The 23215-nt window shown below is 39.8% G+C and carries 22 protein-coding genes and 1 pseudogene; all 23 read left to right on the top strand.

Annotated features, from left to right (window positions below; genetic code table 11):
- Positions 1 to 3: 3 nt before the first annotated feature.
- Positions 4 to 951, top strand: a complete 948-nt coding sequence (locus BM398_RS13205; protein ID WP_092338154.1) for a glycosyltransferase family 2 protein — start codon at positions 4 to 6, stop codon at positions 949 to 951.
- Positions 948 to 1364, top strand: coding sequence for a MaoC family dehydratase (locus BM398_RS13200; RefSeq protein ID WP_092338152.1), 417 nt, complete (start codon positions 948 to 950; stop codon positions 1362 to 1364). Before BM398_RS13205 ends, BM398_RS13200 begins: the two co-directional genes overlap by 4 nt.
- Positions 1361 to 2065 carry an acyltransferase gene (locus BM398_RS13195; RefSeq protein ID WP_092338150.1) on the top strand — a complete coding sequence of 235 codons (705 nt, stop codon included), beginning with the start codon at positions 1361 to 1363 and terminating at the stop codon, positions 2063 to 2065. The genes BM398_RS13200 and BM398_RS13195 overlap by 4 nt, the downstream gene beginning before the upstream one ends.
- Positions 2066 to 2115: 50 nt before the next feature.
- Positions 2116 to 3210: a DegT/DnrJ/EryC1/StrS family aminotransferase gene (locus tag BM398_RS13190; protein ID WP_092338148.1), complete on the top strand. Its 1095-nt coding sequence runs from the start codon at positions 2116 to 2118 to the stop codon at positions 3208 to 3210.
- Positions 3211 to 3255: 45 nt separating this feature from the next.
- Positions 3256 to 4662, top strand: a complete 1407-nt coding sequence (locus tag BM398_RS13185; protein WP_092338146.1) for an MBOAT family O-acyltransferase — start codon at positions 3256 to 3258, stop codon at positions 4660 to 4662.
- Between the two features lie 11 nt (positions 4663 to 4673).
- Complete coding sequence (locus tag BM398_RS13180) at positions 4674 to 5732, top strand: hypothetical protein (protein ID WP_092338144.1); 1059 nt, start codon at positions 4674 to 4676, stop codon at positions 5730 to 5732.
- 73 nt (positions 5733 to 5805) lie between these two features.
- Positions 5806 to 6222 carry a GtrA family protein gene (locus BM398_RS13175; protein WP_092338142.1) on the top strand — a complete coding sequence of 139 codons (417 nt, stop codon included), beginning with the start codon at positions 5806 to 5808 and terminating at the stop codon, positions 6220 to 6222.
- Between the two features lie 15 nt (positions 6223 to 6237).
- On the top strand, positions 6238 to 7665 hold the full coding sequence (locus tag BM398_RS13170; RefSeq protein WP_092338140.1) for a DUF6056 family protein: 1428 nt from the start codon (positions 6238 to 6240) through the stop codon (positions 7663 to 7665).
- Between the two features lie 24 nt (positions 7666 to 7689).
- Positions 7690 to 9003, top strand: a complete 1314-nt coding sequence (locus BM398_RS13165) for a sugar phosphate nucleotidyltransferase (RefSeq protein WP_092338138.1) — start codon at positions 7690 to 7692, stop codon at positions 9001 to 9003.
- Entirely contained in the window at positions 8996 to 10006 is a 1011-nt protein-coding gene (locus tag BM398_RS13160; protein ID WP_242949819.1) for a type I phosphomannose isomerase catalytic subunit, read from the top strand. The genes BM398_RS13165 and BM398_RS13160 overlap by 8 nt, the downstream gene beginning before the upstream one ends.
- 125 nt (positions 10007 to 10131) lie before the next feature.
- A complete protein-coding gene (gene hprK, locus BM398_RS13155) occupies positions 10132 to 11085 on the top strand; it encodes an HPr(Ser) kinase/phosphatase (RefSeq protein WP_026656181.1) in 954 nt (317 codons plus the stop codon).
- A gap of 38 nt (positions 11086 to 11123) precedes the next feature.
- Positions 11124 to 12059, top strand: coding sequence for an ROK family glucokinase (locus BM398_RS13150; protein WP_092338136.1), 936 nt, complete (start codon positions 11124 to 11126; stop codon positions 12057 to 12059).
- A 12-nt stretch (positions 12060 to 12071) separates the two neighbouring features.
- Positions 12072 to 12998, top strand: coding sequence for a UDP-N-acetylmuramate dehydrogenase (gene murB, locus BM398_RS13145; protein ID WP_092338134.1), 927 nt, complete (start codon positions 12072 to 12074; stop codon positions 12996 to 12998).
- Positions 12995 to 13870, top strand: coding sequence for an RNase adapter RapZ (gene rapZ, locus BM398_RS13140; protein ID WP_092338132.1), 876 nt, complete (start codon positions 12995 to 12997; stop codon positions 13868 to 13870). Before murB ends, rapZ begins: the two co-directional genes overlap by 4 nt.
- A 3-nt stretch (positions 13871 to 13873) precedes the next feature.
- Positions 13874 to 14815 carry a DNA-binding protein WhiA gene (whiA, locus tag BM398_RS13135; RefSeq protein ID WP_092338130.1) on the top strand — a complete coding sequence of 314 codons (942 nt, stop codon included), beginning with the start codon at positions 13874 to 13876 and terminating at the stop codon, positions 14813 to 14815.
- A 13-nt stretch (positions 14816 to 14828) separates the two neighbouring features.
- Positions 14829 to 15092 (top strand): HPr family phosphocarrier protein, encoded by a 264-nt coding sequence (locus BM398_RS13130; RefSeq protein ID WP_026513510.1) that lies wholly within the window; start codon positions 14829 to 14831, stop codon positions 15090 to 15092.
- Between the two features lie 265 nt (positions 15093 to 15357).
- The gene (locus tag BM398_RS13125; RefSeq protein WP_175531948.1) at positions 15358 to 16272 is read left to right on the top strand and encodes a GNAT family N-acetyltransferase; all 915 of its coding nucleotides are present in this window, start codon (positions 15358 to 15360) and stop codon (positions 16270 to 16272) included.
- Positions 16273 to 16421: 149 nt separating this feature from the next.
- The gene (locus BM398_RS13120; protein ID WP_092338126.1) at positions 16422 to 18221 is read left to right on the top strand and encodes a Na/Pi cotransporter family protein; all 1800 of its coding nucleotides are present in this window, start codon (positions 16422 to 16424) and stop codon (positions 18219 to 18221) included.
- Between the two features lie 17 nt (positions 18222 to 18238).
- Complete coding sequence (locus BM398_RS13115; RefSeq protein WP_092338124.1) at positions 18239 to 18799, top strand: NUDIX hydrolase; 561 nt, start codon at positions 18239 to 18241, stop codon at positions 18797 to 18799.
- Positions 18800 to 18818: 19 nt separating this feature from the next.
- The gene (locus BM398_RS13110) at positions 18819 to 19580 is read left to right on the top strand and encodes a Crp/Fnr family transcriptional regulator (RefSeq protein WP_092338122.1); all 762 of its coding nucleotides are present in this window, start codon (positions 18819 to 18821) and stop codon (positions 19578 to 19580) included.
- Between the two features lie 32 nt (positions 19581 to 19612).
- Positions 19613 to 20341 carry a pyruvate formate-lyase-activating protein gene (gene pflA / locus BM398_RS13105; RefSeq protein ID WP_092338120.1) on the top strand — a complete coding sequence of 243 codons (729 nt, stop codon included), beginning with the start codon at positions 19613 to 19615 and terminating at the stop codon, positions 20339 to 20341.
- A 167-nt stretch (positions 20342 to 20508) separates the two neighbouring features.
- Positions 20509 to 22773, top strand: a complete 2265-nt coding sequence (gene pflB, locus BM398_RS13100; RefSeq protein ID WP_027209404.1) for a formate C-acetyltransferase — start codon at positions 20509 to 20511, stop codon at positions 22771 to 22773.
- Between the two features lie 190 nt (positions 22774 to 22963).
- Positions 22964 to 23215, top strand: a pseudogene (locus tag BM398_RS13095) (IS66 family insertion sequence element accessory protein TnpB); the annotation flags it as partial.

The raw sequence follows: 23215 nt of genomic DNA, 5'->3' as shown, positions 1-23215 counted from the left end.
AGTATGAAAGTGTCTTTGGTTATACCGGTATATTATAATGAGGACAATCTTAGGCCGCTTTATGATGATATAAAAGAAAAATTTATAGATAAAATTGACTATGAATATGAAATCGTAATGGTCAATGATGGCTCTAAAGATAAGAGTTATGAAGTTATGAAAGAACTGGCTGAAATGGATGGAAATATTAAAATTATAAGTTTATCCAGAAATTTCGGATCTCACGCAGCAATATTATGTGGTATATCAAATTGCACCGGTGATTGTGCGATAATAAAAGCTGCAGATTTGCAGGAGCCTACAGAGTTAATACTTGAGATGGTTGCAGAATGGAAAAATGGAAAAAACGTTGTTTTAGCTGTTCGTGATGGTAGAGATGAGTCGCAGAGGCAAACTTTTTTTGCAAACTTTTATTATAAAATGGTACAGAAAACAGCGCTTCCGGAAATGCCTGATCAAGGGTTTGATGTATATTTGATTGATAGAAAAGTTATTACTGTTTTGGAAAATCTGGATGAAAAGAACAGCGCGTTAACCGGACAGATTCTATGGAGTGGTTTTAATACTGGAAAAGTGTACTATAGAAGGCTTGCAAGAGAAATAGGTACAAGTAAGTGGACATTAAAGAAAAAAATACGATTAGTAATGGATACTCTTTTTAGTTTCACTTCTTTGCCGATTACAGTTGTTATATATATAGGGGGGGGATCTTTGTGTATAGCTTTGGTATGGGCGTTTGTAGTACTAATTGCTAAGCTGGTAGGTATGATTGGAGTTTCTGGGTGGACAACATTATTTATTTTTAATTTGTTTAGCTTTGGGGTAATAATGATGACTTTAGGAATTCTCGGAGAATACCTTTGGAGAACATTCGATGCTTCTCGGAAAAGACCTCCGTACATAATAGAAGAAGGAAATTGTATGGATTATAGTGAAAAGGAGAGAAAATGATAAAATATAGCATTGGAGATATGGCAAAGGTAAGTAAAACAATATCTGAATCAGATATATATTCGTTTGCAGGTATATCAGGGGATTTTAATCCTGTACATGTTAATAGTGTTGAAGCAAGCAAAAGTGTTTTTGGAAGACAGATAGCACATGGTTTTTTAGTTGGGAGTTTAATATCTAATTGTATTGGAATGAAATTACCTGGTGATGGAACTATATATATGGAACAGGATATGAAGTTTTTAAAACCTGTTTATATTGGTGATACAGTTACAGCATGTGTTAAAGTGTCAGAGATAATAAATGAAAAAAAAAATGTGCTTAAACTTGCAACTACAGTATTAAACCAAAATAATGATATTGTAATTGATGGATATGCAGTAGTAAAAGCACCTAAAGGAGAAGAACAATGAGTACGATTAGTAAAGAGGCAATAATTGCAAGCACGGCAATAATTCATGAGAATGTTGTGATTGAAAAGGGGGTTATTATACATGATTATGTAATTATTTATCCCAATACAGTTATAAAGGCAGGAACAGAAATTTATGATCATTGCGTATTAGGAAAACTTCCTACATCACCAGGAATTACATCAAGGCAATTAAAAAATGAATATGATACATTGGTTGTGGGGGAGAATTGTGTATTGTGCCCAGGGGTAGTTCTATATGCTGGAACAACAATTGGACATAACAATTTGCTCGGTGATTTTTGTTCGATTAGAGAAGAATGTAAAGTAGGTAATAATTGTATTATAAGTAGGAATGTTAGCGTGAATTATAATACTGAGATAGGCAATGATACAAAGATTATGGATAATACTCACATTACAGGAAATATGAAGATAGGGAATCATGTTTTTATAAGTGTTCTTGTTGCAACAACAAATGATAATACAATGGGAAGGGAAGAATATAACGCAGATCATGTATATGGAGCAGTAATAGAAGATGATGTTACTATTGGAGCAGCCGCCAATATACTTCCTCATGTGACGGTAGGGAAAAATGCTATTGTAGGTGCAGGCGCAGTAGTTACTAAAGATATTCCAGCAAATAAAGTGGTTATGGGATGTCCTGCAAAAGTGATTCGAGATGTAAAGTGTAAGTAAACTGACATTACGCTAAGAATATGGAAAATAACATAAGGAGAACAAGTTAGGTGGACAGGATACAACCAAATAGATTAGATCGAGGTTTTTTTCTTTATCAAAAAGAATTTGAAGATAAAGCATTAGAGGTGCTTCGCTCAGGCTGGTATATTTTAGGAAATGAAGTAAAAAGTTTTGAAAAAGAATTTGCTGAGTATGTTGGATCTGAGCATTGTGTTGGACTTGCAAGTGGTTTGGATGCATTGTGGATTGCTTTTCGTGTACTTGGAATTGGAGTAGGGGATGAAGTAATCGTTCAAGGTAATACATATATTGCAAGTGTTATGGGAATAACAATAAATGGTGCAACTCCGGTATTTGTTGAGCCGGATCAGTATTTTAATATAGATGCATCAAAGATAGAAGAAAAGATAACAGATAAGACAAAAGCTGTGTTGGTTGTTCATTTATATGGACAAGCTTCCAATATGGATAAGATAGTTGAGATATGTAAAAAGCATAATTTACGTCTTGTAGAGGACTGCGCTCAAGCTCATGGGGCAAAATTTAAAGGAAAGCAAATTGGTACATTTGGAGATATTGGTTGTTTTTCTTTTTATCCGTCTAAGAATTTAGGTGCATTTGGTGATGCAGGAGCAATTACAACAAATGATGCTAATATTGCGGATGACGTAAGAGTATTTAGAAATTATGGATCCGAAAAGAGATATTATAACAGGGTTGTTGGAACCAATTCGAGACTCGATGAAATTCAAGCTGGATTTTTGAGAATAAGACTTAAGTATTTAGATGAACTTGCGGAAGAGAAAAAAAATATTTGTGAGCGGTATCTGAACGAACTTCATAATGATAAAATCGAGCTTCCAAAGACGAGAGAAGGGGCAACACACATCTGGCATCAATTTGTAATTAGATCAGATCATAGAGATGATTTAATGAAATATTTGGATGAAAAAGATATTGGAACGATTATTCATTATCCGATTCCACCTCATCTTTCTGAAGCGTATAAGTATTTAGGATTAAAAGCAGGCGCACTTCCAATTACTGAAAAGTATGCAAAAACTGTTCTTTCATTACCACTTTATAATGGAATGTTAAAAGAAGAGCAGGATTTTGTAATAGACGCAATAAATAATTATTAGTTTGCTTTGAGATTCTGGATTTCATATTAAAGGAAATGGATAGATATGTTATTTAACACACCTCAATTTGTTATTATGTTGTTATCTTTGATTGTCATTTGGTATGTGATACCAAGTTATAGCAAGAAGATTTTTCTTTTAATTGTTGATTATTATTTTTCTTATTCCTTGGGAGGATTTGGGACTTTAGTAGCTTTGTTGCTTGTTACAAGTTTTACATATTTTGCGGGAATTATATTGGAGAAAACGACAAAGAAAAAGCAGTGTCTGCTTATGTCAGTAGCAGCACTAGTCGCACTTCTTATATATAGTAAATATGTTGGATTAGTGAATGGGATTTTTGAAAAAACTTCGGGTACAACGTTATATGTAATTACCATGATTGGAGTTTCATATTATGTTTTCTCTTCTATATCATATTTAGTTGATATATATATAAATAGAGATTGTTCGGATTATAATTTTTTAAATGTTGCATTATGGTTATCTTTTTTTACTAAAATAATAGCAGGCCCCATAGAAAGGCATGCTGCACTAGCAAAACAATTTAAGAATATAAATAATCTAACTTTTGAGTTTGAAACTGTAAAAAAAGGTTTACTTATTTGTGCATACGGATATTTTTATAAAATGATTATAGCTGACAGAATCGGTTTGTTTGTTGATGCGGTATATGGCAATATTGATTCGCAGTATGGGTTAACACTGTTTATTACTATGGTGTTGTATTCTTTACAGATTTATTTTGATTTTGCAGGCTATTCATTTATTGCTTATGGTGCATCTTATGCAATGGGAATAAGAATATCCAGAAATTTTGAACAACCTTACTTTTCTTCAAGTGTAAGTGAATTTTGGAAAAAATGGCATATCTCTTTATCATCGTGGTTAAGGGACTATATATACATTCCACTTGGGGGGAATCGAAAGGGTAAGTTTAGACAGTATTTCAATATTATAATTACATTTTTGATTAGTGGAGCATGGCATGGAGCGGGATTGACTTACATAATGTGGGGGGCGCTTCATGGAGTGTATCAGGTTATTGAAAAGAGTTTGAATATTAGAAGAAAATTATCAGCAAGTATTAGTACTGCAATCACTTTTATATGTGTAAGTTTTGCGTGGATTTTTTTTAGGGCAGATTCTATTAGTGATGCAATTAGATTCATTTTTCAAATGTTTAGATGGAATCCGTGGATTCTTACAGATGGTACATTAGTTAGTTTTGGAATGGATATTTTAGACTGGGGAGTAATAATAGTATCGGTCTCCTTAGCTTTTTTAATAGAATATAAGAAAAACCATGGATTTAGCATATATAGATATGTTATGTCAAAAAACATTATTGTAAGATGGCTGTTTTATTATTTGGTTATTGTTTTACTAATGATTATGGGCAAATATGGGGCGATATATGATGCTACTAATTTCATATATTATAAGTATTAGGATGTAGAATTATGAGTAGAAGACTATTTTTCAAAATATTTGTTTTTTTAACTGGATTGGTTATTGTTATTTCGAGATTGACAATGATATTTACTATTAAGGAGCAACCAGTAGGACCGAATGTTAATTATCTAATTACTCCAAATGAACTATGTGAAAAGCAGGATGGATTTTATGGACTTGAAAAGAATAGTCTTGATGTAGTGTTTATAGGTTCTAGTAATATTCATTGTAATATTAATCCCAATGTCATTTGGAACAGTTTTGGAATTACTAGTTATGATTTTTCGTGTGATCAGCAAGAGTTAGGCACTTCATATTATTATTTGCAGCAAGTGTTTGAAACGCAGAAACCCAAAGTGGTTGTTGTTGATATAATGGGCAATGGGGAACAGGATGAAATTGACAATACTCGCGCACATTTTGCGTTTGATCATATGAAAAATGATATTTACAAATATAAAGCTATTTGGAATAGAACTAAATCAGCACGGTTAGAAATGATGTTCCCACTTATTGCATATCATGATAGATGGAAAGAACTAACGCAAAATGACTATCAATATATACCAAATCAATACAATATTTTGAAGGGGGCATTTATATATATGACGGCGAATGAATGTGAGCGACCTCAAATTCCCACAGAAATACCTGTTTCAGAGCTTCCGGAAAAAACTAAATATTGGATTGAAGCGATACAAGAATTATGTAATGAACATGAATGTAAATGCTTATTTATAAAAGCGCCTTATTCATTTTATGAAGATAGTTGGTTTTCATATTTTAATGCTTTTGAAGATTATTGTGTAGACAAAGGGTTTTCATTTATTAATTTGAATAAATATGTAGATGATATGGGTATAAGTTTTGCTACAGATTTTTCAGATGGTATGCATATGAATTGGGAGGGACAGCAAAAATTATCAATTTATATTGGAGACTATCTAGTAAAGCACTATTCTCTTGAAGATAAGCGAGGGGTTACTGATTATTCTAAGTGGGATGATGACTATTTGGAAATGACAAATTTGATAGATGATTTTTGGGATATATATAACAATATGTAATGTGGGATAATTGTATTTGTGTTATACGCGTGTAGTGTATATTTGAATTTTTGAGTGTATAGAGGCTATAAAAATGAAAAAGGAAGGTTTTCTTCAATTTATAAAGTTTGGTATTGTGGGAGGGACGAATACAGTAATTGGGTACCTGATTTATGTGGTAAGTCTAAAGACATTGAGATCTTTAGGCTTATTTCCTAATATAGACTTATATATTGCGCAGTTTATTATGTTTATATTGAGTGTGGCGTGGTCTTTTTATTGGAATAATAAAATGGTATTTAAAAGGGAAGATGGAGAACAGAGGAATATTTTATTAGCATTGGTAAAAACATATATTTCTTATGCTTTTACCAGTTTGATTCTTTCTGAAATACTATTATATTTGTGGTGTAATCTTATTGGGCTAGATGATTATATTGCTCCAATTATAAATCTTTTAATCACAGTTCCATTAAATTATTTTATTCAAAAGTATTGGGCGTTTAATTAGCATTAAGGAAGCACAATGAAGTTAAAAGATAAGAAATTATTTTTTTTAGTAACCATCTTGTTTTTTGTTTTTTTGATATCTCAGCACCAGGCAGTTTTTCTGTATCATGATGACTATGGATATGCAAGTTTGACATACGGATATGAGTATAATACTCATGGTATGCATTGGAATATCATAGATTTGTTTTGTTTTTTGAAATGGCATTATTTCAATTGGGGCGGAAGGGTATTTTATTTTTTCTTCTACATTATAGCATTAAGGATAGGAGAAAATTTTATTCAGATTTTTCAAGCAACGGTATTCTTTTTGATCAATATTGCTATTTATAAAAATTGTAAAAGACAAGATTATGATTTATCGGCATTGCTTGTGGTTATTTTTGCATGGTTTAGCATAAGTACTTCGGTAATTACTGACGGAGTATTTTGGTATACGGCATCTGCTATTTACATATGGCCTTTTTTGGCTTTCTTTTACTCAGTATTTTTTTTGAGGAACGAAAATAAAAAAAGATATAGGATAGTAGCAGGCATATTGCTTTTTTGTGCAGGTTTTTCTCAGGAACAAGTGGCATTTTTTGTCATGTTGTATTCTATGTGCAAAATCGTAGAATCATTTATTAAAGACAAGAAAAATATGAAGATTTATTTCTGCGGTTTACTTGGGAGTACGATTCTTTTAGCGGCGCCTGGAAATTGGAATAGAGCAGAAGATAATTTAGATTTCTATAATCTTTCTATTATCCAAAAAATACTGACCAATGTTCCAAAGATTTTTTGGAGGAACTTTACTCATGATGCGGGAGCACGTTTAGTTATGTATGTGATTCTTTTGTGTGTTCTGGGAAAAGTTCTTTTCAAAAATAAGAAGATTGTTTTGGCAAATTGTATTTTGGGATTTGTGTTTCTTTACGGAGTTCATATAGATAATCTGTTTTTAGAAGGGATATTTGTTATCTGCTTGGTTGCGGAAACAGTTTTCTATTTGATTAAAACCAAAAAATATGAATGCCTGTATATTTTTCTTGGAGCGCTTGCGACACAAGCTATGCTAATAGTATCGCCTGTGGTTGCACCAAGAACATGTATACCGTTTTATATACTTATGGGATATGTTGCAACTTCAATTCTTATGGATTCTTTTGATGATGGAAGTATAGTTAAAATTGCTCTTGCTGTATTTGGAGTTATCTCTGTTGTAAATGTATGTTCTGTAACAATGGGCTATTATAGTAATTATTCCGAGTGCACATATGACAGGAACGCTTTGAAGGCGACTTCGCGGGCAATAAAGGAGGGCAAGAACATACAGTCGGTTGAGCTAAAAAAGCTGAAGAACGATGATTATTCGGGTGTTATGCCATATACAATGAATTATATAGAATCTTGGATGAAGAGTTATTATGAAATTCCTCAAACAGTAGAGTTTGTTTGGAGATAAGAAAGCAAGTTAGAGGGTTAAATTATGAACATAATTTTATTATCCGGTGGATCCGGAAAACGTCTTTGGCCTTTGTCAAATGATGTAAGAAGTAAGCAGTTTATTAGAATATTCAAGACTGAGGATGGTGGATACGAATCCATGCTTCAGCGTATGTATAGAGGAATCAGGAAGGTGGATGGAGATGCCAAGGTTACTATTGCTACATCTAAGAGCCAGGCGTCTGCTATCAACAATCAGCTGGATGAGGCGGTAGATCTTTCTATTGAGCCTTGCAGAAGAGACACTTTTCCTGCAATTGCGCTTGCGTGCAGTTTCCTTCATGATGTTAAGGGCGTGGGAGATGATGAGCCTGTTGTTGTGTGCCCTGTCGATCCTTATGTCGATGATGATTATTTCAGGGCTCTTTCCGACCTGTCAGATATGGCGGAAAAGGGAGATTATAACCTTAATCTCATGGGAATAGAGCCTACTTATCCAAGTGAAAAATACGGATACATTATTCCTAAGGAAGCCGCTGACGTCAGCGAGGTTCTTGAGTTTAAGGAAAAACCCGATGTTGCTACAGCTACGAGCTATATTGAAAAGGGCGCTCTTTGGAACGGTGGTGTTTTTGCATTTAAGCTTGGATATGTGCTTAACAAGGCACATGAGCTTATTGAATTTAAGGATTATCAGGACTTTTTTGACAGATATGAGGATAGTAATAAGATAAGCTTCGACTATGCTGTTGTTGAGAAGGAAAGCAGCATAGGAGTTATGAAGTATTCGGGAATCTGGAAGGATCTTGGTACCTGGAATACTCTTACAGAAGCTATGAATGAGAATGTGATAGGAAAAGGCGTTCTTAACGAAAAGTGTGAGAATGTTCATGTATTGAACGACCTTGATGTTCCGGTACTTTGCATGGGACTTAAGGATGTTGTGGTATCGGCGTCTCCCGAAGGAATTCTTGTTTCTGATAAGGAACAGTCCAGCTATATCAAGCCTTATGTAGATAAGTTTGATCAGCAGATTATGTTTGCCGAGAAGTCATGGGGAAAGTATCAGGTAATGGATGTTGAATCTGAAGCGATGACAATAAAGGTAGTGCTTAATCCGGGGCATTCCATGAACTATCACAGTCACAAGAACAGAGATGAAGTATGGGTAGTTCTGTCGGGCGAGGGTAGATGCGTGGTTGACGGTATGGAACAGAATATTAAGGCCGGAGACGTTGTTACTATGAGCGCCGGATGCAGACATACGGTTTTTGCGGATACAGAACTTAAGCTTATCGAGGTACAGCTCGGTAAGGATATTACTGTAGAGGACAAACAGAAATTTGCTCTTGAATAATAACATTATGAAGAATATTCCTTTTATGTTGAAGCCTGCCGCAAAGGATTATCTCTGGGGCGGTCAGAGGCTTAACGATGATTTTGGTAAAAAAATAGATATGGATCCCTTGGCGGAAACATGGGAATGCAGTACGCATCCGGATGGACCGAGTGTTGTGTCGGGCGGTGAGTTTGACGGAAAACTCCTTATCGACGTTTTAAAAGAGCATTCCGAATTTCTTGGAAAGCATTGCGAGGGACTCGGAGAACTTCCCATACTCATAAAGTTCATTGATGCGAAGGCGGATCTGTCTGTGCAGGTTCATCCAAGCGATGATTACGCAAGGGAGTATGAGAACGGCCAGCTCGGAAAGTCGGAGATGTGGTATGTTCTTGATGCCAATAAAGGATCCAAACTGGTCTACGGTTTAAAACACAAGTGCAGCAAAGGTGTTATCAGAGGGGCTATAGAGAAGGGAAAGCTCGAGAAGTATCTTCGATATGTTCCTGTTAAAAAGAATGATGTTTTCTTTATCGAAGCGGGAACGATACACGCTATAGGCGCAGGTGCGCTTGTTGCTGAGATACAGGAAAACAGCAATCTTACATACAGGTTGTATGATTACGATCGGGTGGATAAGGACGGTCATAAACGTGAGCTCCATGTGGATAAGGGGCTTGAGGTTGCGGATTTATCGAGTTCAAATGAACCGAGGCAGTTAATGAGGGTTCTTAAGTACAGACCCGGAGTTGCGAATGAGCTCCTCAGCAGATGTAAGTATTTTGAAGTGTACAGGATGCTGATAAATACTGAGAGAAGACAGAAGGTTACATACAGTTCCGATGAGCTGTCCTTTAGAGTTCTTTTGTGCTATGACGGCTGCGGAAATATCAGTTATTGCGCGGGAGATGGTAGAAAAGAATACATAAATATCTACAAAGGTGATTGTATTTTCGTACCTGCCAATTCCGAGGAACTTGTGCTTAACGGTGTTATGGAACTACTTGATATCAGGTGTTAAAAGGGCGGTTGTTGCAGTTTTTTGCTTAATGCAGACTACTGTTTCAACCGCTTTAAAATTTCCCCCATCTATGGTATCATTTTTCCTAGTAATTAACTGAAAATACTTATGTTGGGGAGGCATTGATGGCAAGCGTAAGTCTTAAAACTATTATTGATAAAATGAAGCTCACAAACCTGACACCGGAGCTTGATATCAAGAAAATCCGCATTATTCAGCCTGATATTAACAGGCCGGCGTTGCAGCTTGCAGGGTATTATGAACACTTCGAGGCAACCAGACTTCAGGTTATAGGTTTCGTAGAATATACATACATGGAATCTTTTTCTGATAAGGAAAAAGAGAAGATGTACAGGGAACTGCTTTCCTTTGATATACCGGGAGTTGTTTTCTGCAGGGACTTGGCTCCCGATCCTATCTTTTTGAAAATTGCGGTTGAGGAGAAAGTACCGGTCCTTATGACCAAGAAGTCCACCTCTGTTTTCATGGCAGAGATCATCAGGTGGCTTAATGTTAAACTTGCTCCTTGCATTTCGATCCACGGCGTACTTGTTGATGTTTACGGCGTAGGCGTTTTGATAACGGGTGAGAGCGGAATCGGTAAATCTGAGACGGCGATCGAGCTTATCAAAAGAGGACATCGTCTTGTGTCGGATGATGCGGTTGAACTTAGGCGTGTAAGTGAGGAGACTCTTATCGGAACGTCGCCTGATATTACAAGACATTTCATCGAGATGAGAGGTGTCGGAATCATAGACGTTAAGACACTTTACGGTGTATCCAGCGTAAGAGAAACACAGACTATCGACCTTGTTATCAAGCTTGAAGAGTGGGACAAGGACAGAGAGTACGACAGATTCGGACTTGAGGAAGAGTACACTGAGTACCTTGGAAATAAGATAGTGTGTCACAGGATTCCTATCAGACCCGGCCGAAATCTTGCGGTAATCTGTGAGTCGGCAGCAGTTAACCACAGACAGAAACAGATGGGTTACAACGCTGCGCAGGAGCTTTACAACAGGGTTCAGAACTCACTTGCAAGAAGGCGTTCGGACGACGATGATGACGACGAAGAATAATTGAAGAGGAATAATATAGAAGGAGAATAATAGAGGTAATGGGAAAATATGTATTTGGCGTAGATATCGGAGGAACAACTGCTAAGATCGGACTTCTTACAGAGGAAGGCGAGAAAGTCGAGCTTTGGGAGATCCCTACCAGAAAAGAGAACAACGGCAGCAGCATTTTAAGTGATGTTGCAGAGTCTGTTAAGGCTAAGATCGCTGAGAAAAATCTTGCATCCGAGGATGTTATCGGAATCGGACTTGGTGTTCCCGGTGCTGTAGATGCAGATGGCATGTGTCTTCAGGCTGTAAACCTTGGATGGTCCAAGCTCAATGTGGTAAAAGAGCTCGAAGCTCTCACAGGATTTAAGGTAAAAGCAGGAAACGACGCTAACGTTGCAGCTCTCGGAGAGCAGTGGAGAGGCGGCGGACAGGGACATCAGAACATGCTCCTTGTTACCCTCGGAACAGGCGTAGGCGGCGGAATCATAAACGAAGGCAAGATTCTTACCGGAGCTACAGGCTCAGGCGGAGAGATCGGACACATTCACCTTGTTGACGATGAGCCAGATGCCTGCGGATGCGGCAATCACGGATGCTTTGAGCAGTACGGAAGTGCTACGGGAGCCGTAAGAGTTGCAAAAAGAATCCTTGCAGAGGTGGCAGAAGACAGCGTTCTTCGCGGCAAAGATTTCGAGTGCAAGGACGTATTCGACGCAGCAAAGAAAGGTGACAAGGTTGCCGTTAAATGTGCTGAGAAGTACGGATATTACCTCGGAAAAGGAATCGCAAGTGTTGCTACAGTTGTAAATCCTGAGATAATAGTTATCGGCGGCGGAGTTTCAAAAGCAGGAGAAATGCTCTTTGACCTCTTGATGCCTTCATTTAAAAAATATGTATTTTCCGGTTGCAGTACAGCACAGTTTGCACTTGCAAAGCTTGGAAATGATGCGGGAGTCTTCGGCGCAGCAAGAATGCTTCTGTATTAAAAGGAGATTTTTTTGAATAACGATTTTGTAAATGTACTGAGAGAAATTGTCTCAGAAGAAAATATTATATTAAATGAAAACATGAGCAGGCACACTACGTTTAGAACAGGTGGGCCTGCGAGCTTATTTATAAGCCCAAAAGACACTGAGCAGCTATTGAAGGTTGTGGAGCAGCTCAGAAAATCTGATGAAGAGTATTTTATTCTTGGAAACGGAAGTAATCTTCTCGTGTCTGATGAAGGATATGACGGAGCTGTCGTTTCGCTCAAGAACTTTACGGATGTATCCGCAGAAAGTGACACGAGTATCAGGGCAGAGGCCGGAGCACTCAATTCAGCAATAGCTTCTTTTGCAAGAGACAGAGAGCTTACGGGCTTTGAGTTCGCTGCGGGAATTCCCGGAACTATCGGCGGCGCAATGGTCATGAATGCGGGCGCCTATGACGGCGAGATGAAGCAGGTTGTAAAGGAAGTCAAGGCCATATCACCTGAGGGTGAGCTTGTGACGCTTTCCGGCGATGACATGGAATTTGGTTACAGGACCAGCTTTATTAAAGGAAAAAAATACATCGTTCTGTCCGTGCTTATTGAACTTGCTGAGGGACAGAAGGAGGCAATTATAGAAAAGATGTCCGATCTTGCGCAGAGAAGACGTGACAAACAGCCGCTTGAGTATCCGAGTGCCGGATCGACATTTAAGAGACCCGAAGGAAATTTTGCGGGTAAACTTATCCAGGATGCCGGACTTAGGGGCTACACCGTGGGCGGTGCATGTGTATCGGAGAAGCACTGCGGATTCGTGATAAATAAAGATTCTGCAACTTCGGCCGATATATACAGAGTAATTGATGACGTAAGGAAGAAGGTATACGAGTCCTATGGAGTGATGCTGGAGCCCGAAGTTATTATGCTTGGAAAGTTTGAAAGGATTAAACCATGAGATTCGTAGTTGTTACGGGAATGAGCGGCGGTGGTAAATCGACCGCTATACATATGCTTGAGGATGCAGGTTTTTATTGCGTAGACAATCTTCCTGTATTTCTTATAGAGAAGTTTGCTGAACTTGTCGCAGTGCCGGATAACGGGATCAGCAAAGTCGTACTTGGAATTGACGCAAGAGCCGGCCAGAAGTTCGAAGAGGTTGCCGGAATCATCGACACTCTGAAAGAAAGAGGCCTCCCCATCGAAGTTCTTTATATGGACGCAAGCGACGAAGTTCTTATAAAGAGATACAAAGAGACAAGACGCGTTCATCCGATGAATGTCAATGATATCGGAAATCGTATAGAGGATGGAATTGCCAAGGAGAGAGAGGTTCTTACTGAGGTAAAAAAGAGAGCGGATTATGTTATCGATTCTTCCAAGCTCCTTACAAGAGAACTCCGCGAAGAACTTGACCGCATATTTGTAAGAAACGAAGAGTACAATTCTCTTATGGTGACGGTGCTTTCATTTGGCTTTAAGTATGGAATTCCGTCGGATGCAGACCTTGTGTTTGATGTTAGGTTCCTGCCGAACCCTTTTTATATAGATGATCTCAAACATCAGACGGGAAATGACAAGCCGGTTCAGGACTATGTAAAAAGTTTTCCGGAATGCGGACAGTTCCTGGATAAGCTGACGGATATGCTGGAATTTCTGATTCCCGGATATATTAAAGAAGGTAAGTATCAGCTTGTTGTTGCTATCGGATGTACCGGTGGCCAGCACAGAAGTGTAACAATCGCCAATGAACTGTATAACAGGTTGAAAGCCGGAGACGGTAAGTTTGGAATCAAGCTCTTACACAGAGATGTAAAGCAGGCAAGGTGAGATATGTCTTTTTCATCCGACGTAAAAGAAGAACTTGCAAAACGCATTGGTGCGTCGAGGCATTGCAGGCTTGCGGAGATAGCAGCCATTGTTAACAGCACGGGCTATGTTGAGCTGAAAAACGGTAAGCCGATAATGCTTTATTTGCAGCCGGATAATGAGGCTGTAATTAGAAAGTTCTTTACATTAATAAAAAAAGCATTTAATATAGGAACTAGCTTTTTGGAAGAATCCCCCGATATCAAGGTAAATGGGCGTGTTTACAGGCCTGTACTGGGAGAAGGGGAACTTCTTGAATCGTGTCTTAAGGCAATCAGAGTGATTGACGGTGATGGGAACCTCAGACCTTTCGAGGAAGGAGTGAGCCCGCTTATCACAGGAAAATCATGTTGTAAGAGAGCCTTCATTCGCGATTCTTTCTTGTGCATCGGTTCCATAAGCGACCCCAACAAGGGATATCATTTGGAATTTGTCTGTGACTACGAGAATCAGGCAATTAGGTTGCAGGAGATAATAGAGAGCTTTGATATTGAGGCAAGGATAGTCAGACGAAAGAAATATTTTGTTTTATATGTGAAGGAAGGCTCCGGTATTGTTGATCTTCTGAATATAATGGAAGCTCCGATCAGTCTTATGAATCTGGAGAATCTCAGGATTGTAAAAGAGATGAGAAATTCTATTAACAGGAGAGTCAATTGTGAAGTCGCCAATATAACAAAGACTGTTAATGCCGCGACTAAGCAAATAGAGGACATTACATATATCAGAGACTTTTATGGTTTTAATCGCTTGCAGGAGAGCTTGCGGGAGATGGCAGAGGTCAGGCTTGAACACCCTGATGCGACGCTTCTTGAATTGGGCAAGTATCTTGATCCGCCTGTAGGTAAGTCAGGAGTTAATCATCGGCTTAGGAAACTGAGCGAGCTTGCGGATAAGCTGAGATGAGGAGGGAATTATTATGTTGACAAAATCTATCGAGATTAAGTTGCCCAGAGGACTGGAGGCAAGACCTGTTGCTGAGCTTGTTCAGCTCGCAAGTAAGTACGAGAGTACCGTTCATATTGAGGCTCAGTCCAAGAAAGTTAATGCAAAGAGCATTATGGGAATGATGACACTTAGTCTGAACACAGGAGAAGAAGTAACCGTTATCGCAGAAGGCAGCGATGAAGAGTCGGCAGTTGCTGACATGGAGATGTTTCTTCACGGAAACAAGAAGAAATAAAATTCATTAATTAAAAAAAGCCCTTTTTTAAAGGGAGGATGCCGGGTAAGTATCTCTTACCCGGCACATTATGAAAAAGTTTAATTGGTATTGTCTGTCTCAACTCATCTGACAATATTATAATAACAAGCAGGTATGTCCAAAAGATGATTTGAAGTAACCATTCTTTTAATGAATTGTAAACAAATTATGAACGCTCGCATTTATCGTAATGTGGGCGTTTTATTCATATATGTATTATAATTATTTTCGGAGGAAGAAGTTTGTGCTGAAGAAGGTTGCGTTTGTAATAGATGAAGAAAATCTGAAAAACAACGAGGTGACTGAAAGCATAGAATCCGCAAAGGAATATATAAATCAATGCGGTATCGAAGCTGAGGTGCTCGGGGCACAGGATTTTTTCAAAGATAATAAGACTGATAAAGAAATGCTTGTCGTTGCCGACAGGAAAGAGAATACCGTAAAAGCGACGGAGCTTGGATTCTACGTGGTCGGAGTGGAGCATTCATTAAATAAGAACGAAGAATTTCCGGGAGTAAAATATATTTTTTCCGACATTGACGAAGTCGACTTGGATTCATTCGTGAAGGCTTATCAGAGATATGCGGGGGAACCCTGGGAAGTGCTCACGACTTCAAGGCTCCTTGTGAGGGAAACGACGCTTGATGACGTGGACGAGTTCTATAAACTGTACAAAGATCCCGAGATGACCAGATATATGGAAGGTCTTTTTGAGAATCCCGAAGATGAAAAGAGATATCAGAAGGACTATATAGATAAAGTGTACGGCCTCATGGGCTTTGGCGTATGGACACTTGTAAGGCGTAAGGATAACAGGGTTATAGGAAGAGTCGGATATTCCGTAAGAAACGGGTTTGAAGATATTGAACTTGGATTTCTTGTGGGAAAAGAGTTCCAGAGACAGGGCTATGCGTATGAAGCGTGCAAGGCGGTTCTTGACTACGGCAGGGATATTCTTTTGTTTGATAAGGTTCAGACACTTGTAAAAGCCGAGAATGAGATTTCCATTAATTTGTGCAAGAAATTGGGATTTAAGGTTTTTGATACGGTGTCTGTCGAGGAAGATATATACGGAAGAGAGTATGTAGGCGAGAAGATCGAGCCGATCGGCGGACCCACTTATGGAGAATATGTGCGCCTGATGCTGAGATTTGTATAAGTTTGCTTGAACGGGCTGGGATACAGCTTAAATTAATTTGTGGCTTTTTTTGACGGCATCCTATACAATATATTTGTAACAATAGAGATAAAAAATGGATAGGTACGAAGGGTAGAGAGCCCTTAACGAAGAGTGCCTATGGAGGTGAAATGAAAGAATTTTTGGAAAGTTTTAATTTGGTAGCAGGGCTTATCGGTGGCCTTGCAATGTTTTTGTATGGGATGAACGTTATGAGCGGAGGCCTTACCAAGGCTGCCGGCGGAAGACTTGAAAGCGTACTTGCCAAAGTCACCAAACATCCTATAATCGCGTATTTATTCGGTGTCGGTGTAACCGCACTCGTTCAATCATCGTCTGCATCTACCGTAATGGTAGTTGGTCTTGTTAATTCAGGAATTGTAACTCTTAAACAGGCAGTAAACGTTATTCTCGGTGCTAACCTTGGTACAACATTTACGGCTTGGATCCTTACACTCAACAGTATCGAAAGTTCAGATTATTTGTGGCTGGAACTTCTTAAGCCCAGGTCATTCACTCCTTTTTTGGCCATTGTAGGTATCGGGCTATATATGTTTTCAAAAAGTGAGAAAAAGAAAAATATCGGAACAATCCTTCTCGGATTTTCTGTTTTGATGTTTGGAATGAGCAGCATGTCGGATGCGGTTGCTCCGCTGAAGGACAACGAAGGATTCAAGAAACTCTTGATGACTTTCAGTAATCCTTTTATCGGATTCATGGTCGGAATCTTTTTTACCATGCTTATCCAGAGCTCTGCCGGAACCATCGGTGTGCTTCAGGCGTTGGCTCATTCTATTTCTGTAACTTACAGTATCGCTATTCCCGTTGTAGTCGGTGCGGAAGTGGGAACCTGTATCACAGCGATCCTGTCTTCGTTTGGTGCTAACAAGAACGGTAAGAGAACCGCACTCATGCACCTGTATTTTAACTTCATAAAAGCAGGTCTGTTCATGATAATTTTCTATACATTGAACATGCTGGTGCATTTCTCATTTATGGACAAAACTGTAGGCTGGGCGGGAATCCCCGGTGTACATACACTTATTAACCTTGTTGCAACTCCTCTTATGCTTCCTTTCTCGGGAGCACTTGTAAGTCTTGCACTCAGCTCTATTCCTATCGATGAGAAGGAGAAAAAAGAGCAGGAAGAGCAGGAGGGTATCAGGACTCTGGATCCTCTTTTCCTTGCGAACCCGCCGTTTGCGCTTGAGCAGGCAAGACTCGCTGCGGTTGAGATGGCGAACTTTTCAAAGGATGCTCTTGATAAGGCAATTGCACTTATCACGGACTACAAAGAGGAAGAGGCGCAGGAGGTTGATTACCTTGAGCGCAAGGTTGACCAGTACGAGGATCAGCTCGGAACTTATCTTATGAAGATAAATAACCATCATCTGGCACCTGAAGACAGCCATACGCTTACTATGCTTCTTCACTGTATCACGGACTATGAGAGAATAAGCGATCACGCCCTTAATATCATGCAGAAAGCAAAGGGCATGGCGGAGAATAAGAGAGAGTTTACACCTAAGGGACAGATCGAGATGGATATATTCGCATCCGCGGTAAAAGAGATCGTGGATATGTCGATAAAAGCGTTTGAAACACGTGATGTTGATATAGCAAAGTCTATCGAGCCGCTTGAGGAAGCCATCGACGGCATTCAGAAAGAGGTAAAGAGACGTCACGTCAGAAGACTTCGCAAGGGCAAGTGTACCATTGAACAGGGCTTTGATCTTAGCGATATCGGAACAGATTACGAGCGTATCGCAGATCATTGCAGCAACATCGCCGTCGGCGTTATCGAGGTGCATGATGATGCGTACGATGCACACGAGTATTTGGAAACACTCAAAGCGGACAAAAGAGAAGGCTTTGAGCAGGCAGTTGATTTCTACGAGAGAAAGTATCAGCTTCCTTCTGTTAAGTTTTAATGCAGGAGTGATAATTTATGGAATTTCAGTATTTAGAGAAAAAGGAGCAGGGCGAGTTCATTACCCGATACGACCTTCATTACAAAACTATTGATAATAAGGATAAGACATACGAGATAATCAGCAGAAACCCCGATCTCAAGGGATATGACGATATTCACAACAACAAGATCGACGCAGTTGTGCTTATCATGCACGATGAGACTGGGGAAAAGATACTTATAAACAAGGAATTCAGACTTGCGCCGGGCGCATGGGTATACAACTTCCCGGCAGGCCTTATCGATCCCGGTGAAGTGCCGGAGGAGAGCGCAAGAAGAGAACTCAAGGAAGAAACAGGACTTGATATAGTCAGTATTGATGAGTGGATCGGCGAGAGCTACAGCGCAGTCGGTTTCTCAAATGAAAAGAACCTTTGCTGCGTCGGAAAGGCGGCGGGAACTTTTTCAAAAAGCAGTTCGACATTGGAAGAGATAGTACCCGGCTGGTACACCAAAAAAGAAGTAAGAGAACTACTGAAGACTCAGCCTTTTGCCGCAAGAACGCAGGCGTATTGCTACTTATGGTCAAAAGAGTGATGAGAGCCGGTATTTGTTTATGAATGATAAGAAAGAGATACAAAAAGGAATATATCAGGGGCAGAGCCAGGCAGAAGAGTTAAAAAGGGGAATCATCGGACTTAATATCTGCGAGGAGTGCGGAGGACTTTGCACGGCGAGCGTTCCCATTATCGAGGGACTTCCCGTAAACGCGCAGGTAAGCCTGATGGAGCACTCTGTTCACGAAACTCTCAAGAAGAACAGTTATCTTTTCAGAGAAGGCGAGCCCGTTGATTCTATATGCATCATACGAAAAGGAAGAGTTAAGCTTTGCAGATACGATTCTCTCGGAAGAGAGCAGATCATAACGATTCTTGCAGATCATGATATCATTTGGGAAGGCATGTTTTTGGACGGCAGTATTTATCCTTATTCTGCGGTTTGCCTTACAAATGCTTCTATTTGCCAGATACACAGGGATGATTTCATTAAAGTTGTGGACGATCCTTCGGCTGCGATGAATATCATCATTCTTTTGAGCAAAAAACTCCACGATGCGAATGAGAGAAACATGCTTCTTTCCACAAAAGACCCGATGGCAAGACTGGCGGGCTTTTTGATGTACAGAGTTGACAGGAGTGTGGGCGATGACATAGTATTAAAACTCGATGACATCGCCGCGAGTGTAAACCTTCGAACGGAGACAGTAAGTAGGAAACTCAGGGAGATGGAAAAGAGCGGGCTTATTGAGAGAGTCGGACATGCCAAGATCAGGGTGCTCGACAGAGATGCATTAAGAGAAATATATATTTATCAGTAATCTATACAGATTCTTTATGAAACGGAGTAACAATGGTTAAAGGTGCAATTCATTCAATAGAGACATTCGGTTCGGTTGACGGACCCGGAATCAGATTTATCGTGTTTTTAAAGGGATGCAAATTAAGATGCAAGTATTGCCACAATGCTGATACTTGGGATCCCAATTCGGAAGATATGCGGACTCCCGATGAACTTCTGGACTTTGCGGAAAGATACAGAAGCTATTGGGGAACAGAAGGCGGAATTACTGTAAGTGGTGGAGAACCACTTCTTCAGATAGACTTTTTGATCGAGCTCTTTAAGAAGGCAAAAGAGCGCGGTATCAATACATGCATAGATACGGCACTTCAGCCTTTTACGCGTGAGGAGCCTTTCTTTTCCAAGTTTGAGGAACTTATGAAGTATACGGATCTGTTGCTTGTTGATATTAAGCACATCGACAGGGATGAGCATATAGAGCTCACAGGGCTTCCGAATGACAATATATTCGACGGATTCAAGTATCTGTCGGAGATTTCAAAGCCCATATGGATTCGTCACGTGCTCGTGCCCGGAATAACCGATGATGACGAGTACCTTAAGAGGACAAGAGAGTTTATAGAGACTCTTTCCAATGTGCAAAAGATTGAAGTTCTTCCCTATCATTCAATGGGACAGCACAAGTTCGAGACACTCGGTATTCCTTACAAGCTCGACGGCGTTAAATCTCCTTCAAAAGAGAGAGTTGAAAACGCAATGAAAATATTAAATGGGAAATAATATCATGAGAAGGCAGCTGCGCAACGGAGCTGTCTTTTTTGATGGAGTTAAATAATATTTTAAGAAAATCTCAAAACTTGATTACAATCAATGTTTGGATATGTAACAGGTGATATCATCAAACTCGGACAATACATATGATAATATTTTAACGAGGAGTACGTAAAATGAACGAAGCATGGCGCGGGTTTAAGGGAACCCACTGGTTGGATGACGTTAACGTAAGAGATTTCATCCAGAACAACTACACACCTTATGATGGAGATGAGAGCTTTTTGGCAGACCCTACAGAAGCTACAGATAAGCTTTGGGGCAAGCTTCAGGAGCTCCAGAAACAGGAACGTGAAAAGGGCGGCGTTCTTGAGTGTGAGACAGAAGTTGTTTCTAGTCTTACAGCATATGGCCCCGGATATATTGATGAGTCTATGAAGGATCTCGAGCAGGTTGTTGGTCTTCAGACAGATAAGCCTCTTAAGAGAGCATTCATGCCTTTTGGTGGAATCAAGATGGCTGAAGAAGCTGCTGAGACATACGGATACAAGGTAAATGAGAAGTTCCACAAGATCTTCACAGAGTACCACAAGACTCACAACCAGGCAGTATTTGATGCTTACACACCTGAGATGAGAGCAGCAAGACACAGCCACATCGTAACAGGTCTTCCTGATACATACGGCCGTGGACGTATCGTAGGCGACTACAGAAGAGTAGCTCTTTACGGTATCGACTACCTCATTAAGAAGAAGATGGATGATTACAACAACTGTGGTGACGGAACAATGCTCGACCACATCATCCGTCAGAGAGAAGAAATCTCTGAGCAGGTTAGAGCTCTTAAGGGAATGAAGGAAATGGCAGCTGTTTACGGATTTGACATTTCTGCTCCTGCTAAGAACGCTAAGGAAGCTGTTCAGTGGCTTTACTTCGGATACCTTGCAGCTATCAAGACTCAGAACGGTGCTGCAATGTCAGTTGGACGTGTTTCAACATTCCTTGATATTTATATTGAAAGAGATATTAAAGAAGGAACTCTTACAGAGAAAGAGGCACAGGAACTTATCGACCACATGACAATGAAGTTCAGAATGGTTAAGTTCGCTCGTATTCCTTCATACAACAACCTCTTCTCAGGTGACCCTGTATGGGCTACTCTTGAGGTTGGTGGACTTGGAATGGACGGTCGTCACATGGTTACAAAGAACGACTTCCGTTTCCTTCATACTCTTGAGAACATGGGACCTTCACCTGAGCCTAACCTTACAGTGCTCTACACATCTAAGCTCCCTGAGACATTCAAGAAGTATGCTGCAAAGATTTCAGTTACAACATCTTCAATCCAGTACGAGAACGATGATGTTATGCGTCCTATCTGGGGCGATGACTACAGCATCTGCTGCTGCGTATCTGCTACACAGACAGGTAAAGAGATGCAGTTCTTCGGAGCAAGAGCTAACCTTGCTAAGTGCCTTCTTTACGCTATCAACGGTGGTAAGGATGAGAAGTTCCTTACAAAAGACGGCAAGCACATGCAGGTAGGTCCTGAGATGGCTCCTATCACAGCTGACGTACTTGATTATGATGAAGTTATGCACAAATATGACATCATGATGGATTGGCTTGCAGGACTCTATGTAAACATCCTCAACCTTATCCAGTACATGCATGATAAGTACTACTACGAAGCAGCTGAGATGGCTCTTATCGATACAGATGTAAGACGTACATTCGCTACAGGTATCGCTGGATTCTCACACGTTGTAGATTCACTTTCAGCTATCAAGTATGCTAAAGTTACAACTGTTCGTGATGAGTCAGGCCTTGTTGTTGATTACAAGGTAGAGGGAGACTTCCCTAGATACGGTAACGATGATGAGAGAGCAGACGAGATCGCTGTATGGCTCCTTAAGACATTCATGAAGAAGATCGAGAAGCACCACACATATCGTGATTCTGAGCCTACAACATCTATCCTTACAATCACATCTAACGTTGTTTATGGTAAGGCTACAGGTGCTACACCTGACGGAAGACCTGCATTCGCTTCATTCGCACCCGGAGCATCACCTTCATACGGTGCTGAGAAGACAGGACTTCTTGCTTCACTTAACTCTGTTGCTAAGATTCCTTATGAGTACGCTCTTGACGGAATTTCTAACACACAGACAATGAACCCTAACGCTCTTGGTCACGACGATGAGGAGAGATCAAACAAGCTTGTTAGCGTTCTTGACGGATACTTTGACCAGGGTGCACACCACCTTAACGTTAACGTATTTGGTAAGGAGAAGCTCATCGATGCTATGGAGCATCCTGAGAAGCCTGAGTATGCTAACTTCACTATCCGTGTATCAGGATATGCTGTTAAGTTCATCAACCTTACTAAGGAGCAGCAGCTCGACGTTATCGCACGTACATGCCACGAGGCACTTTGATCTTAGATCGTACGTAATATAACATGTAAATAAATAGGGACGGCTCGAGATAATCGAGTCGTCCTTTTTTATTTGATAGGAATTTCCTATCAAAGTAAACGTCAAATCACCCGCCTAGCCTGAAACTCCTTTTTCGTGGTTTACTTTAAAAAACTAAAAAAACTAGCTAGTTTTTTAAAGGAGGATCCACATGGATAACATTACACACGAGGTAAGACTTGCAAACTGGGCAGAGATTATCAAAAGATGCCAAGCCCGTCCTCAAGGACAATCTGCTAATAAGTGGCTTATTGAAAATGGCATCAATGTTAAAACTTACTACTACTGGCAGCGCCGAGTCCGCAAAGAACTTTTTGATAAAGCTGTAAATTTGCCAGCGTTATCTTTGCAGAAAAATGAAGTTACATTTGCTGAAGTACCATGCGAAGCATTAGATAATTCG

The organism is Butyrivibrio sp. M55, from assembly GCF_900116865.1.
Taxonomy (GTDB): domain Bacteria; phylum Bacillota; class Clostridia; order Lachnospirales; family Lachnospiraceae; genus Butyrivibrio.
The sequence above is the reverse complement of the archived record's forward strand: the minus strand, read 5'-3'. Positions and strand labels throughout refer to the sequence as shown.